This is a genomic window from Symbioplanes lichenis (assembly GCF_030709675.1).
GTDB lineage: Bacteria > Actinomycetota > Actinomycetes > Mycobacteriales > Micromonosporaceae > Actinoplanes > Actinoplanes lichenis.
Genome location: NZ_JAUZQD010000003.1, coordinates 127623 through 142530, shown reverse-complemented (window position 1 = coordinate 142530; position 14908 = coordinate 127623). Strand labels below are relative to the sequence as shown.

Below are 14908 nucleotides of genomic sequence, written 5' to 3'. Positions count from 1 at the left end.
CGTCCTGGTTCACGAAACACCCCCTACCAGAGGGGCCAGCCGGTCGGCGATCGCCGCGTGGCCTTTGTCGTTGGGGTGCACGGAGTCGCTCAGCCCGTCGGCCGGGAGCCAGCCCGTGGTGTCGACGTAGCGCACCTTGGCGTCGCCCGCAGCCGTGCGCGCTTGCACGGCGGCTTGCGTCTCCGCGGCGTACCGGCCGATGAAGGTCCGGAGCGCGATCAGCGTGGCGTTGGGGAACTTGCCCCGCAGCTGCTGCAGGAACGTCGTGTACTTGGCCTGGAAGGCCGCGCCCGTGACGCCGTGGCTCTTGTCGTTGGTGCCGAGGTTGATCACGACCGCCGCCGGGGTGTAGCGGCTGAAGGTCCACTGGTCGGTGCCGACCTGGCCGCCGCTGGACAACCAGTAACGGGTCTCGTGCGCCCAGCAGCCGTCCGCGGTCTCGGCGAGGCACATGCCGCCGATGGCGATCTGCGTGTGGTCGAGGCCGAGCCGCTCGCCGGTCACGAAGCCGTAGCCGGTGACGGCCAGCTTGCTGCTGGTCTGACCGGCGGTGATCGAGTCGCCGACGAATTCGACGAGCTTCGTGCGCGCGGGCGCCCGGAAGGTGGCGGCGCCGGCATCCAGCACCAGACCCTGAAAGACCGCATCCCCCGTGTACGAGCCGGCGACCTGCCGATAGGTGACGACGAGGGTGTGGTTCCCGGCGGCCAGCGCGGTGGGCGTGAGATTCACCGTCCCGGACACATTGGTGTACGCGGTGAAGGCGCCACCGTCGATGCTGGCCCACAGCGTTACGGTGTTGCGCTGCTTGAGTTTCACGGTCCGGCCGGTGAAGCCGGTCCGCAGGTAGGCCCCGGCCCAGTAGGGCACGTAGGCGACGCTGTTCGTGGTGTTCCAGCGCCCGGTGAAGCTGATGTTGGGGTCCGACGGGGAGCCGTCACCGGTCGCCGCGGCGGCCGGTGTCGCGTTCGTCAGCCCCGCGACGCTCAGCACGAGCGCCGCCGTGACGGTCAGGACGATGCGCCTCATGACTGCGCACGCTAACATCGAAGTCCATCAATGTCACGGGAGGTACGGATCGAGCTCCCGCGCCGCGTCCCGATGCCGGTCGGCCCGCACCGCGTCGCCCAGCGCGGCGTGGTCGGCGGCCAGTCCCGCGTGCGCGAGGGCCTGCTCGTCGCGCCAGTTGCCGTCGCGGGCGGCACTCAGCGCGGCGGTGTGGTGGGCAACCGCCTCCCGAGGCCGCCCCGCCGCCCGGGCCGCGTCGCCGAGCCCGGTCAGCGCCGCGGCCACGAACCGCTGCTCCCCCAGCTCCCGCGCCCGGTCGAGGGCCCGGCGATGGTGGTCGGCCGCGGCGGCCTGGTCGCCCTGCCGGGACAGGATCGCCCCGACGGCGTTCAGCGCCACCGCCTGCGTCGTCAGGTGACCGACGGCGCGGGCGTGCCGCATGGCCTCCCGCTGGCTGGCGAGCGCCGGCTCGAGCAGGCCCAAATCGGCCTGCGTGTGACCGAGGTTGTGCAGGGCGACGCAGATGCCGGAGACGTCGCCGGCCTCCCGGAAGGTCCGCAGCGCGTACTCGTGGAAGGCGACCGCCTGCCGGCGCCGGCCCATGCGGCGCAACGCGTTGCCCATGGAGGTCATCGCGCCGGCGATGCCGTTGCGGTAGTCCTGGCGCCGGAAGACGGCCAGCGCCCGGGCGTAGTAGTCCGACGCCGACTGGTACTCGCAGCGCGCCTTCCGGACGTCGCCCAGATAGCAGAGCATCCGGCCCTCGTTGACCGCGTCGCCGTGCTCCCGGAGCAGCACGAGCGTGGTCTCCTCGTGCCGCACGCCGATCTCGGTCCGGCCCAGGTGCAGGTTGAGGATCGCCAGCGCCTGCTCGAGCCGGGCCACGGCCATGGTGTCCCCGGCCGCCCGCGCGGCGCGCAGCCCGAGCTCGCACATCGTCAGCCCGTCGGCGTAGCGGCCGGACAGCAGATAGTCCTGCACGACGGCGGGCAGCCGGGCGGCGATCCCGGGCGGGTCGTTGCCGGCCGTGCGCGCGGTGACGGCCAGCAGCGTGGACAGCTCCCGGTCGAACCAGGCCAGCGCGTCCGGCCGGTCCGCCAGCGGGGGCAGCACCGTGCCGGACGGCTCCACGGCCGGCGCCCGCCCGCCGAAGGAGTGGTAGAGCGTCCGCGCCGCCACGGCCGCGGCCGCGAGGTAGTGGTGGTAGAGACGCCGCAGATCGGCGGCGGCTTCGTCGTCGCTCAGCAGACCATGGGCGTACGCCCGGAGCAGATCGTGCATCCCGAAGCGCCCGCCGGGCTCCCGCCGGACCAGATGCGCCCGCGCGAGCTCGTCCAGCGCCCGGTGCGTGCCGGTGAGGTCGCCGCCGGTCAGCGCCGCGGCGGCGTACCCGTCGAAGTCCGCGCCCGGGTGCCGCCCGAGCAGCGCGAACAGTCGCACGGCGGGCTCGCTCAGGTGGTGCATCGACCACGAGAAGACCGCTCGCACCGCCGAGTACGGGTCGCCGCCCGGGTCGAGCCGGTCGAGCCGGTCCTGCTCCCCGGCCAGTTCGGCGATCAACCCCGACAACGGCTCCCCCGTACGCGACAGCGCCAGCTCGGCGGCCACCCGCAACGCCAGCGGCAACCGGGCGCACAGGACCGCCAGCTCGCTCAGCTCGGCGACCGGCCCGGCCCCGAGGAGCGCGGTGAGCAGCGCGATCGCGTCGGCATGCGGCAACAGGTCGAGGTCGAGCCGGCGGGCGCCGTCGCGCGCCACGAGCCCGCCGAGACTGTCCCGGCTGGTGATCAGCACCAGGCAGCCCGGCGCCCCGGGCAGCAGCGGCCGCAGCTGGCCCACCGTCGCCGCGTTGTCGAGCACTATCAGCATGCGGCGGCCGCTGAGGCGCGTACGGAAATCGGCCGCGAGCCGCTCGGTCTCCACCGGGATGTCCCGGGGCGCCACGCCGAGCGCCCGGAGGAAGCCGGTGAGCGCCTCGGCCGGTCCCGTCGGCTCGTCGGGCCCGTAGCCGTGCAGGTTGGCATGGAGCTGCCCGTCGGGGAACCGGCCGCGCCGCCGGTGCGCCCACCGCGTGACCAGAGCGGTCTTGCCGACACCGGCCGTGCCCGAGACCACCACGACGCCGCCCTCGAAGGCGTCGAGCGCCGCCAGCTCGCCCTGCCGCCCGGTGAACGACGACACGTCCACCGGCAGCTGCTCGGGTCCCGGGGCGGGCGCGCCCGCCGTCGTCGTGAGCCCGGCGTCGGCCCGCAGGATGTCGGTGAAGCGGGCAGCCAGCGCCGGGCCGGGATCGACACCGAGCTCCTCGGCGAGCAGCCCGGCCGTCCGCCGGTAGACCGCGATGGCCTCGCTCTGCCGGCCCGCCCGGTAGAGGGCCAGCATCAGCGCCGCGGTGATGCCCTCGCGCAGCGGGTGCTCGGCGTGCGCGCGCTCCAGATCGGACAGCGTGCCGGGCGACTCCCCGCCGGCCACCTCGGCCTCCAGGCACCACTCCCAGGCGTCCACCCGGGCCTGCTCCAGCCGGGCCGCCTCCGGCTGGAACCGTCCGTCCAGCCCGCCCAGCGCCGGACCCCGCCACCACGCCAGGCCCGACCGGAACGCCTGCGCCGCCTCCTGCACCCGCTGCTCGGCCAGCAACCGCCGGCCCGCCGCCACCTCCGCCTCGAACCGCAGCAGATCGACCCGGTCGCCGGCGACCACGAGCCGATAGCCGTTGCGCTCGGTGCGGATCTCCACCTCGTCCGGCAGCGCCCGCAACGCCCGCCGCAGCACCGAGATCACCATGTGCACCTGCCGGTGGGCGGTCGCCGGCGGCCGCGAGTCCCAGATGCCCTCGATGAGCCGCGCGGCGGACACTGTCTCGTTGGCCGCGAGCGCCAGCACCGCGAGCGCGATCCGCTGCCGGCTGCCCCCGAGATCGATCGTCGCCGGGCCGTCGACAACCTCGAATTGACCAAGAAGTCGCAGGTGGACGCGGTCCTCCATGGCGGCCAGTCTACTTTTCGAGAGCACGCCGAGAGCGCCCGAGAGCCCGTCGAGAGCGGCCCGGACGACGCTGGCCGCCAGGAATTCCGGCACCACCACGGGGAAGGACGACAATGCGACAGATCCACAAGCGAGCCGCCGTCGCGGCCTCAGCCTTCGTGGCCGCCGCGGTGGCCGCGGTCGCCGCACCGGTCGCGGCCACGGCACTCAGCCCGGCGGCGGACAGCCGCTGGACCCGCGTCGCCGCGGACGGCCTGATGAACCACGAGCTCAGCTGGGGCGCCATCTCTTCGCTGATGAACCACGACCTCAGCTGGCACAGCGCCGGTCCGGTCGTGGCGCACATGATGAAGTGGGACATCGACTGGACGCCCGGTCTGCTGACCGACGGCACCAACTGGGACAGCATCCTGCCCGCCGACATGCACTACTACAACAACTTCATCAACGACCTGCACTGGGGCTGATCCCACCGACCGCCGTCCGGACCGCCTGCGCGGCCCGGACGGCGGACCCGGCACTCAGAGCGCGGTGCCGCCCGAGGCGTCGATGATCTGCCCGGTCACCCAGCGCCCGTCGGCGGAGGCGAGGAAGGCGACGATGCCCGCGACGTCCGCCGCCTCCCCGAGCCGGCCGAGGGCGACACGCGCGGTGGCCCGGGCCGCCGCCTCCTCGTCCTCCCGCAAGTGCGCGTTGTTCCGGGTGAGGACGACGCCCGGCGCCACCGCGTTGACCGTGATCCCGCGCGGGCCGAGGTCCTGGGCCAGGCTGAGTGTGAAGGCGTTCAGGGCACCCTTGCTCGCGCCGTAGGCGATCAGGTGCGGGCTCGCGAGCGTGGCGGCCACGCTGGAGACGTTGATGATCCGGCCGCCGTCGCGCAGCCGCGGCAACCCGAGCTTGGTGATGAAGAACGGCGCCTTGACGCTCGTGGCGAAGACCCGGTCGAACTCCTCCTCGCCGAGTCCGTCGAGCCGGGTGAAGCTGCCCTTGGCGGCGTTGTGGACGAGGATGTCGAGCTTGCCGTCGGGGGCGTACTCGCGGCCCGCGTCGTCGAAGGTCTCCCACAACCGGGCCGCGTCCCCGGGGAGACCCAGTTCGGTGTGGACGGCGAAGGCCCGGCCGCCGTTCTTGCGGATACCCTCGACGGTGTCGGCCGCCGCGGTCTCGTCCCGGCCGTAGCCGACCCCGACGACCGCGCCGTCGCGGGCGAACCGCTCGGCGATCGCCCGGCCGATGCCGTGGCTGCCACCCGTGACGAGGGCGATCTTGTCAGTCAGCATGTCTCGTTCCCTAACGGTGCGAGGGGATGTCCAGGCCGGCCGCGCCGAGGACGTCGTCGGCCTCGGCCTCGGCGGCCGTCAGGTGCGGCTCGGGGGCCCGGGGCAGGAGGCGGGCGACGGCCACAGCGGCGATCGCGGCCAGGACGGCGCCGGCCACGAAGACGGTCACGAACTGCTCCTCGCGCGGCAGCGGGAGCGGGCCCGGGATCGGGTTGCGGGTCGACATGGTGACCACGAAGGCGGTGCCCAGGGACATGCCGACCGAGCGGGCGATCGAGTTGACGCTGTTGGCGATGCCGGTCTCGGCCGGCGCGACGTGGGCGACGAGCAGGGCGGGCAGGGCGGCGTAGCCGAAGGTGACCCCGGTGTTGACGATCAGCGCGCCCAGGACGACCTCCCAGGTGGCCGAGTGCAGCGCGGCGAGCAGGGCGAAGCCCGCACCGGCCACGGCGGCGGCGAGCACCAGGGTCGCCTTGGCGCCGAAGCGGGCGACCAGGCGCCCGCCCAACGGGGCGGTGACGACGCCGGCGGCCGTGCCGGGCAGCAGATAGACGAGGCTGGCGGCGAGCACGGAGGCGCCGAAGCCGTAGCCGGCGAGCGCGGGCGGCGTCTGCACCAGCCCGGAGACCGCCAGGAAGACGGCGAACATCGCGAACCCGAGGAACAGCCCGGCCGCGTTGGCCATGACGATCGGGCGGTGGCTGAGCATCCGGGTGCTGACCAGGGGGTACGTCACCCGCCGCTCGACCAGCACGAAGGCGGCCAGCACGACGGCCGCGGCGGCCAGCGAGCCGAGCACCCGGGCCGAGGCCCAGCCCCAGCCGTTGCCCTCCTCCAGCGGCAGGAGCAGCAGCACCAGGCCGAGCCCGAGCAGCCCGGCGCCCGCCCAGTCGAGCGTGCCGGTGGCGGCACCCGCCCGGCGCGGCAGCATCCACACTCCGGCCAGGCCGATCGCGGTCAGCGCGGCGGCCAGCCAGAACAGCCGGTGATAGTCGCCGCCGTCGCGCATCAGGAGCCCGGTGACCGCGAGACCGAAGCCGGCGCCGACCGACAGCATCCCGCTGACCAGGGCCATCGCGCCGGTCAGCCGGTGCGGGGGCAGTTCCTCGCGGAGCACGCCGATGGCCAGCGGGAAGAGCCCGAAGGCGGCCGCCTGGGCGACCCGGGCGGCGAGCAGCAGCGGCAGGCTCGACGTGGTGGCGGCGAGCACGCCGCCGAGCAGCACCACGACCAGCACCCCGAGCATCACGGGACGGCGGCCGTGCAGGTCACCGAGGCGGCCGAGCATCGGGGTGAGCACCGCGGCGGCGAGCAGGTTGGCGGTCACGACCCAGCCGGCCGCGCTGGCCGAGACGCCCAGCTCGGTGCGGATGTCGGCGACGACCGGGACGACGAGGGTCTGCAGCGCGGAGACGAGCAGCACCACGTAGCAGGCGACGGGGAGCGCGACGCGCGCGGGATTTCGCATGCGCTCAACGTAGACGCGGTGCCGACTATTTTCAACGCTGTGTCAAAAATTCTGGATGTGACGTCAAGCAAGTAGGATCGGGGGCGTGCCAGCCATCAGGAGTCGCCGCGCCCCCACCAAGGGCGACCAGCGGGAGCAGGCCCTGGTCGACGCCGCCCGGCTCGTCTTCCGCGACAAGCCGATCAGCCAGGTGACGATCGACGAGCTGGCCGGGGCGGCCGGCATCACCCGCTCCGGGTTCTACTTCTACTTCGAGTCCAAGGCGGCCCTGCTCGCCGCGGTGGTCGACCAGGGCATGGCCGAGTCCGACCGGGAAATGGCCGACTGGCTCGCCTCCGACGGCCTCGGCCGCGACGCCCTCCGCCGCGCCCTGGCCTCCGGGCTGGCCCGCTGGAAGGTCGACGGCCGCTGGCTGCGCGAGGCGTTCGTCGCGCCCGACCCCGGCCCCGAGGTGCGCGAGGTCCGCGACCGCCTCGTCGACCAGGGCTGCACCCTCTTCACCGAGCGCATCGAACGCCACGCCCGCGCCGGCCTGACCGTGGGCGGCCCGCCCGGCCTGCTCGCCCGCATGGCCGTCCACCTGCGCAGCACCACGTTCGCCGAGGCCTACGCCGACCCCGCCGCCGACGCCGACGACGTCCTCCTCGACACCCTCACCGACGCGATCCTCCGCCTGATCTACGGCACGAACCCGCCCGCCTGACCAAACCCCCGCGCGCGGGTGGCCGGGGGTCAGGCGCCGCCGAGGCGGAGGACTTCGCTGAGGCGACGGCGGCGGCGGGCGGCGGCCTCGATGGGGACCAGGGCGGCCAGGGCGAGCGGGAAGGCGGCGGCCAGCAGCGCGACGGCGACCCAGGGCAGGAGCAGGGCCGGATCGGTCGGCTGGGTGGTGAGCAGGCGCAGGTCCAGGGGGCCGAGCGTCACGGCGGCGAGCAGCACGCCGAGCAGCGGTCCGCCCAGAGCGGCAGCCAGGGCGAGCGGCAACAGCTCGGCGGCAGCCACGCGGCGAGCTTCCCCCGTACGCAACCCCAGCGTCCGCAGCCGGCTCAAGGTCTGCCATCGGGCCGGCGCCCCGGCCGCCGCGCCGAGGGCGAAGCCGAGCAGTCCGAGGGCCAGCAGCGTGCCCGTCGCCACCCACGCCAGCCCGACGAGACCGGCGACCAGCGGCGCGTCCCGGCGTTCGCGCTCCACCACGGCCCGGTCGACGATCGTCGTGCCCGCGAGAGCGCGGGCGGCGCCGGGACCCGTGACCCAGATCGTGTTCGGAACCACCGGGACGCCGGCGGCGGTCATGGCGGCCGCGTCGGCCAGGACCACGTCGTCGGTGTCGCCGATCGCGGGGGCCGACGCGACCGCGGTCAGGTCGAGCGCGGGCGCGCCCTCGCGGGTCAGCTGCAGCGTCACGCCGGCCCGCAGCACACCGTCGGCGGAATGCACCAGCACCGGCAGTGGATTGCCGGAGGCCGGCAGGGCGGGCAGTGCCGGCAGCGGGGTGTCGGCGAGCAGGGCGCGATAGGCGGCGCTGTCGACGACGATCAGCCGCACCGGGCGGGAGGCGCCCCCGACGACCACGGGCGCGGCCGAGGTGACCTGGGCGGCGACGGCGTGGCGGACCCCGGGGGCGGCCGCGATCCGCTCGACCAGGGCGGTGGTCTCGGCGGCCGGTCGGGCCGGCAGGTCGGCCCGGGCGTCCGCGCCGACGCTGCGCCAGGCCCCGTCGGCCAGCCCGGCGCCGATCGTGCTGCCGAGCGCCGGCGCGAACGTCGCGAGGGCGGCCGACGTGACCAGGGCGAGCACCGGCAGGGCCCGCGTCGCCGCGGCGGCCCGGGCGGCACCGAAGACGGCGAGCGGCAGCGTCGAGCGCACCGCCAGGCGCAGGACGAGCCGGGTGATCGGGGGCAGCAGCCGCAGCAGGATCAGCGCGCCGGTCAGGGCGCCCAGGGCGGGGGCCGCGGCCGGGAGGATCGTCGAGTCCTGGACCCCGCGCTGGTGGAGCACGGTCAGCGCGATCGCCGCCGCCGCGAGCACCGCGAACTCCGCGGTGAACCGGCGCAGGGCCGCCGTCCGTCCCGCCCGGCGCCGGGCGCTGCGGTTGGCCGGGACCCGCTTGTCCCGGGTGGCCCGGTACGCCGTGACGAGGCCGAAGCCGGGCCCGGCCAGCACCGCGGTCACCGCGACGGGCAGCAGCCAGCCCCACGCGACGCCGCCGGCGACGGCCGCGGCGATCAGCGCGCCGGCGGCGGCCGCGGCCACGGCGACCAGGAGCGACTCCAGCAGCAGCTCGGCGCCGAGCGCGGCCAGGGAGGTCCCGCGCTGCCGGGCCACGGTCAGGGCCGCCGCCCGGCGCCCGGCCAGCAGGTGCGCGGCCAGCAGCAGGATCAGCACCGCGCCCAGGGACACCGCGCTGAGCAGCACCGCGGCCTGGGCCCGGGCCGCGTCGACCTGGTCGTGGACCGCACGCAGCAGCCGGTCGAGCGCGGTGGCCCACTGGCTGCCGCCCCGGGTCGCGGAGGAGCCGGAGGTCGCCTTGAGCGTCACCACGGTCGCCACGATCCGCTCGGCCGAGTCCAGGGTCAGCGAGCCGGGGTCGGGGCGGAAGCGGACGGTCCGGCTGACCTCGTCGAGCGCGAAGGCGAGGCGGGCGTCGGGCAGCGACTCCGCGGAGAGCAGGCCGCCGAAGCGGGTGACGCCCGGCCCGTCCGCGCCCAGGGTGGGGTCGAGCAGCCAGGGAGCGGCCTGCCAAACCGGATCGGCGCGGTCGGCGGGCCGGAAGACCCCGCTGACGCGTACGTCACGGGAATTGGCCTGGCCGTCCTCGAGCCGCAGCCGATCGCCCGGGCCGGCCCCCAGCCGCGCCGCGGTGGTCTCCGAGATGCCCACCTGCACCGGCCACGGGTCACCCGTGTAGGGCACTTCGACGTCCGGCGGCTCGGCCGACGCCGCCGGCGCGCTGCCGGCGACCCAGGTGACCGCCGGGCCCGAGCCGGACGCCACGTAGGCGAGGCGCATGCTGCGCGGGTCGGGAGCGCCGACGAACTTCAGGTACGGGCCCTCGGCGTACTCGATGGGGGGAAGCATCTGGTCCCGCAGCGGGCCGAGCTGGTCGAGGGCCTGGTCGCGCAGGTCGTCGAGCGCGTCGGTGGACCGCGGGTCCCGCACGCGCCCGAGGGAACCGTCGTCGTACTCCCAGTCGGCCCGGACCAGGACCTCGGCCTGATTGCCGGCGTCCCGGACGGCCTGCCGCACCGCCTCGTCGGCCGTGCCGGTGAGCAGCACCGGCACGGCACCGGCCAGCGCCGTGACGGCCGCGACCACCACGGCCGCCAGGATCAGCGGTCCGGCGTCGGCGCGGGCCCGGCCGCGGACGCTGGGCCAGTGCAGCGCGGGCAGCAGTCGCCGGATCACGACGCCACCCGCAGTTGGGCGGCGCCGGCCCGGCGGGCCTGGACGGCGGCGACGATCCCGGCTGCCGCGCCGCATCCGGTCACCAGCAGCAGGATGATCAGGCCCTCGCCGGCCCAGGGCCACATCGGGGCCACGCCGGGGATCGGGGCGGCGCCGGTCTCCGAGCGGACCAGCAGCGGCGTGACGATCCAGGTGGCCAGCGCGCCGACCAGCGCACCCGCGGCGAGCAGGGGCAGCAGGACGAAGCCGTGCTGGCCGAGCAGCACGGTCCGGATCTGCCGGCCGGTCAGGCCCAGGCCGCGCAGCCGGGCCACCTCGACGGCCCGGTCGCGCAGGTCGTGGGTCACGTGCAGCAGCACCCCGGCGAGCAACAACAGCACCGCGGCGGGCACCAGCAGGCGCAGCACGGCGGGGAGCCCGGCGTTGAGCGGGCCGGCGGTCAGCCGCGCGGTCTCGGCGGCGCGGGTGGTGACCGGGCCCAGGTGCAGGGCGGCGACGTCGTCGCGGGCCGGCGTGCCCGCCCACCAGGCGTCGACCGGGCTGCCCGGGTCGCCGGACGCGACCAGGACCCGGGTCAGCGTGTCGAGGTCGGCCAGGACGGCCGCCGCGCCGGGTGCGGAGGGTACGGCCGGCACGACGCCCGTGACCTCGACCGGCACCCCGGTGTCGCCGACCAGCACGTCCAGCTCGGCGCCGGCGCGCACCCCGATCCCGTCGGCCAGCCGCTGCGAGATCACGACCGGCACCGCGTCCGGCGCCCGGAAAGCCGTCGCCACCAGGGTCGGCGTGACGCTCGAGGAGCCGCCGAGCTGGGCCGTCGCCGTCATGCGCAGGGTGCTGCCGGTGCCGGTCAGCGCCGGGTTCGCCACCCGTCCCGCGTCGGGCCGCGCCGAGGCGACGGTCCACGCGCCCAGGTCGCCGACCGGCCCGGGCAGGCGCAGGTCGGCCCAGATCTCACTGGTGTCGCCGGCCGAGAAGTAGCCGGGCCCCGGATCGACCGGCACCAGCACGGCGATCAGCTGCATCCCGGCGACGGGCAGGCACCCGGTGATCGCGTGCCGCCTGCCGTCGGCCGGGAGCGGCCGGCCGGTGCACGTGGTCCGCAGTCCGGCGGAATCCTGCAGCAGCAGGGCCGGCGTCGCCACGAGCGGGATGTCGCCGGTCGCCGTCACCGCCAGGGAGAACGTCCCGTCGGCGGGCAGCGGCACCCCGCGCACGGGCGATGCCGGGGCGAGCCCGCGGGTCGCCCCCGCCCAGTCCTCGTCGCCGGGCGGCCGGCCCCGCAGCAGCTCGTTCGCCCGGGTGGTGTCCGTGGCGACCAGGCGCGGCGGGTCGCCGTCGCCGAGCCACTGGCCGATCGCCAGGCCCCGCCCGGTGGCCGGGCTGACGACGGCCGCGCCCGTGGCGGCGGCGATCGCGGCGCCCTGCCCGGCGACCGGCGCGGTGGTGAGGGCGACGGCGAGATCGGTGCCCACGGCCAGGTCCGCCTGGTCCTGCTGCGACCGGTGCCAGGTGCTGTCGAACGCCACCCCGAACGTGCCGGTGGCGGCGGCCAGGCAGATCAGCAGCCCGGCCGCGGCGGCCTGCGGGCGGCGGGCGGCCTCGAAGGCGGCCAGCGGCAGGGGCAGCCCGTCGGAGCGGCGGGCCAGCCGGTCGGCGACCCGCAGCGCGGGCGGGACCAGGCGCAGGGCCACGGCGGCCCCGGCGATCAGCAGCAGCCCGGGCGCCAGCACCTGCAAGATGTCGGTGTCGCCGCCACGCGCGTGCAGCTGCCACCAGCCGAGGGCGGCGAAGACGACCAGCAGCACGTCGGCGCCGGAGCGGGCGAGCAGCTCCCGGCGGCCGCGCTCGCCGTGCGGCGCCTCGGCCCGGATCGCGATCAGCACGAGGACGACGGTGAGGGCGAGGGCGCCGGCCGCCACCGCGAGCACCTGCGGCAGGGTCGCGGCCGGGCCGGTGGCGAGCCCGGCCCCGGCCATCGGCGGCAGGTGGCTCAGGCCGCTGTGCACGAGCGCCGACACCGGTACGGCCACCGCCGCCGCCAGCAGCGCGATCAGTCCCGCCTCGGCGACCGCCACGACCGCCAGCTGGGCGCGGCTGGTGCCGAGGGCCGACAGCAGGGCGGTCTCCGGGGCGCGCAGTCCGGCGGTGAGCCGGCCGGCGAGGGCCAGGGCGACCGCGGTCAGCACGGTGCCGAGCGTCGCCACCGCGAGCACGGCGGCCTCGGTCACGTCCTGCTGGTGCCGCTGGGCGCCCAGGGTGCCGGTCAGCTCGGAGGCGACCCGGACGAACTGCGCCCGCTCCCCGAGGGCACCGGTCAGCCGCGAGTCGGCGGCCCGCACCCCGGCGGCCACGGTGGCCAGCGTGGCCGGGGTGGCGCCGGCGAGGTCGGGACGGGCGGTGATCTCGAGGCGGCTCAGCGGCGAGCCGCCCGCGATCAGGTCGTCGAAGCCGACCAGCAACGGCCCGTACGCCGGGAACTTGCGCATGCTCGTGGTGTCGGTGAACTCGGGGTCGTACCCGGCGCCGCCCAGCGGGTCGCGGTCCCAGCCGCCGCCGGGCAGCGGCCGCGCGACGCCGACGACCGTCAGGCCCGCCACCCGGCTGCCCACGTGCAGTTTCAGCAGCGTGGCGGTCGAGTCGAGCACGACCGTCTCCCCGGCGGCGGCGGGCCAGCGTCCGCCGGTCAGCGCGGCCCGGGAAGGAAGATCCTCGACCCCCGAGAGGTACGTCCGCGCGTCCTCCTCGCGCCCGGGCAGCGGTCGCAGCACCGACGACGCCCGGGCCGCCGTGCGCGCGGGAAAGGGCGCCAGCGCCGAGGTCAGCACGTCGCGCGTGGCCTCGGTGACGGTCGCCGTGTCGGCCCCGCCGACGGCCGACGCGTACGCGGTCACGGTCGTCCGCTCCGCCTCGGTCTGGCCGGCCGCCACCCCGAGCGCCAGCGACGCGCTGCGGGTCACCAGCAGCGCGCAGACCCCGAGCAGTGTCGCGCCGAGCGTGACCACCGCGAGCAGGGCGGCCAGGACGGGCCACTGGGCGCGGGCCCGGCGGCGCACGAGCGCGATCACTCCTCGAGCCGCCCGTCCCCGATGCGGATCACCCGGTCGGCCAGCGCCATCATCACCGGGTCGTGCGTGGACACCAGCACTGTCACGCCCTCGGACTCGACCACCCCACGCAGCAGGGCCATCACCGACCGGCCGGTCTCCGCGTCGAGCTGCCCGGTCGGCTCGTCGGCGATCAGCAGCCGGGGCGAGGCGGCCAGGGCCCGGGCGATCGCCACCCGCTGCTGCTGGCCGCCGGAGAGCTCACCCGGGCGCTGCTCGGCGTGCCCGGCCAGCCCGACCAGGTCGAGCAGCAGGCGTACCCGCTGCTCGCGCTCGGCGGCCGGGGTGCGGGCCAGCCGCAGCGGCGCGCCGACGTTCTCCGCCGCGGACAGCACCGGGATCAGGCCGAAGGTCTGGAACACGTACGACACCTTGTGGCGCCGCAGCTCGGCCAGCCCGTCCTCGTCCAGCCCGGTGATCTCCGCGCCGTCGACCGTCACGCTCCCGGCGTCCGGGCGGTCCAGCCCGCCGATCACGTTGAGCAGCGTGGTCTTGCCCGAGCCGGAGCGCCCCACGAGGGCCACCATGGTCCCGGGCTCGACGTCGAAGGAGACGTCACGCAGGGCGTGGACGGCGGCCGGTCCGGTGCCGAAGGTACGTTCGATGCCGCGTACGGACACCAGCGGCGCGGTCACCGCCCGGTCCCGTCGGGGTGGATCTGCACGTGGCCGGTCTCCAGGGCGAGCCGCACCCGGGTCGTGAGCTGCAGCGCCTCCCGGTACTCGCGGGGGATCTGCACCCGGCCGGCCCGGTCCATCACCGCGTACTCCTCGGCGATCACGTGGGTGTCCCCGTCCTCGTTCGTGGCGGTGCGCCGCAGCACCTCGCTGCTGGTGCGCCCGTCGCGGATGGCCACGGTCCGCTCGACCTGCCCGCTGACCGCCTGGTCGTGGGTGACGATCACGACCGTCACGCCGTAGCGCTGGTTGACCTCGCGCAGCGCGCCGAACACCTCGGCCGAGGTGGCGGTGTCCAGCTCCCCGGTCGGCTCGTCGGCGAAGAGCACCCGGGGCCGGTTGGCCAGGGCGACCGCGATCGCGACCCGCTGCTGCTGGCCGCCGGACATCTCGCCCGGCCGGCGATCGGCGCAGCCCGCGACGCCCAGCGCCTCGAGCAGCTCGTCGACGCGCTCGCGGCGCTCCCGGGCGGGCCGGCGCGCGGCGACCATCGGCAGGTCGACCACCTGCCGGGCGGTCAGATAGGGCACCAGGTTGCTGGCGGTCTGCTGGCGGACGAAGCCGACCGTGTGCCGCCGGTAGCGCACCCGGTCCGCGCGCGACATGGCCAGCAGGTCCCACTCCCCGACCCGGGCCTTCCCCGCGGTCGGGGCGTCGATCCCGGCCAGGATCGACAGCAGCGTCGACTTGCCGGACCCGGACGCACCCACCACGGCGACCATCTCGCCGCTGTCCACGACGAGGTCGAGGCCCTGCAGCGCCTGCACCTCGATCGAGCCGGTCTGATAGATCCGCACCAGGCTCTCGCAGACGATCAGCGCGCTCCCCGACACCGTCTCCCCCTCGGATCTTGAGCGCACCTTTGTACCACGGCCGGGGGTTGCTCAGGATCGACTCAAGGCCCGCTCATGCTGCTCAGCCGTCCACGAGCGGGGCCGATACGGGGAGCCTGCACCCGAACGGCTACCAGGAAGGTTG

10 protein-coding genes are annotated in these 14908 nt (G+C 75.9%); 2 read left to right on the top strand and 8 right to left on the bottom strand.

What is annotated here, in order from left to right; genetic code table 11:
- Window positions 1-9: 9 nt before the first annotated feature.
- Complete coding sequence (locus RAN62_RS07845) at window positions 10-1029, bottom strand: SGNH/GDSL hydrolase family protein (protein ID WP_305783831.1); 1020 nt, start codon at window positions 1027-1029, stop codon at window positions 10-12.
- Window positions 1030-1062: 33 nt separating this feature from the next.
- The gene (locus RAN62_RS07840) at window positions 1063-3993 is read right to left on the bottom strand and encodes an AfsR/SARP family transcriptional regulator (protein ID WP_305783830.1); all 2931 of its coding nucleotides are present in this window, start codon (window positions 3991-3993) and stop codon (window positions 1063-1065) included.
- 113 nt (window positions 3994-4106) lie between these two features.
- Here RAN62_RS07840 and RAN62_RS07835 point away from each other — a divergent pair, with 113 nt between their 5' ends.
- Complete coding sequence (locus RAN62_RS07835) at window positions 4107-4460, top strand: hypothetical protein (protein ID WP_305783829.1); 354 nt, start codon at window positions 4107-4109, stop codon at window positions 4458-4460.
- A gap of 54 nt (window positions 4461-4514) precedes the next feature.
- On the opposite strand, the gene RAN62_RS07830 is transcribed toward RAN62_RS07835, so the two are convergent.
- Window positions 4515-5273, bottom strand: coding sequence for an SDR family NAD(P)-dependent oxidoreductase (locus RAN62_RS07830; RefSeq protein WP_305783828.1), 759 nt, complete (start codon window positions 5271-5273; stop codon window positions 4515-4517).
- 10 nt (window positions 5274-5283) lie between these two features.
- Window positions 5284-6741: an MFS transporter gene (locus RAN62_RS07825; RefSeq protein ID WP_305783827.1), complete on the bottom strand. Its 1458-nt coding sequence runs from the start codon at window positions 6739-6741 to the stop codon at window positions 5284-5286.
- Window positions 6742-6826: 85 nt separating this feature from the next.
- Here RAN62_RS07825 and RAN62_RS07820 point away from each other — a divergent pair, with 85 nt between their 5' ends.
- Window positions 6827-7444 (top strand): TetR/AcrR family transcriptional regulator, encoded by a 618-nt coding sequence (locus tag RAN62_RS07820; protein ID WP_305783826.1) that lies wholly within the window; start codon window positions 6827-6829, stop codon window positions 7442-7444.
- Between the two features lie 29 nt (window positions 7445-7473).
- Here the strand turns inward: RAN62_RS07820 and RAN62_RS07815 are convergent, their stop codons facing one another.
- The 4 genes from RAN62_RS07815 to RAN62_RS07800 are packed head-to-tail and all read right to left on the bottom strand — an operon-like array spanning window position 7474 to window position 14790.
- Complete coding sequence (locus RAN62_RS07815; protein ID WP_305783825.1) at window positions 7474-10146, bottom strand: ABC transporter permease; 2673 nt, start codon at window positions 10144-10146, stop codon at window positions 7474-7476.
- The gene (locus tag RAN62_RS07810) at window positions 10143-13214 is read right to left on the bottom strand and encodes an FtsX-like permease family protein (RefSeq protein WP_305783824.1); all 3072 of its coding nucleotides are present in this window, start codon (window positions 13212-13214) and stop codon (window positions 10143-10145) included. Before RAN62_RS07810 ends, RAN62_RS07815 begins: the two co-directional genes overlap by 4 nt.
- On the bottom strand, window positions 13211-13888 hold the full coding sequence (locus tag RAN62_RS07805) for an ABC transporter ATP-binding protein (protein ID WP_305783823.1): 678 nt from the start codon (window positions 13886-13888) through the stop codon (window positions 13211-13213). The genes RAN62_RS07810 and RAN62_RS07805 overlap by 4 nt, the downstream gene beginning before the upstream one ends.
- Window positions 13885-14790, bottom strand: coding sequence for an ABC transporter ATP-binding protein (locus RAN62_RS07800; protein ID WP_305783822.1), 906 nt, complete (start codon window positions 14788-14790; stop codon window positions 13885-13887). Before RAN62_RS07800 ends, RAN62_RS07805 begins: the two co-directional genes overlap by 4 nt.
- Window positions 14791-14908: the final 118 nt, after the last annotated feature.

Coding starts and splice junctions, on each gene's coding strand:
- RAN62_RS07825 (WP_305783827.1), bottom strand. CDS start 6,741: ATGCGAAATCCCGCGCGCGTCGCGCTCCCCGTCGCCTGCTACGTGGTG.
- RAN62_RS07830 (WP_305783828.1), bottom strand. CDS start 5,273: ATGCTGACTGACAAGATCGCCCTCGTCACGGGTGGCAGCCACGGCATC.
- RAN62_RS07840 (WP_305783830.1), bottom strand. CDS start 3,993: ATGGAGGACCGCGTCCACCTGCGACTTCTTGGTCAATTCGAGGTTGTC.
- RAN62_RS07845 (WP_305783831.1), bottom strand. CDS start 1,029: ATGAGGCGCATCGTCCTGACCGTCACGGCGGCGCTCGTGCTGAGCGTC.
- RAN62_RS07835 (WP_305783829.1), top strand. CDS start 4,107: ATGCGACAGATCCACAAGCGAGCCGCCGTCGCGGCCTCAGCCTTCGTG.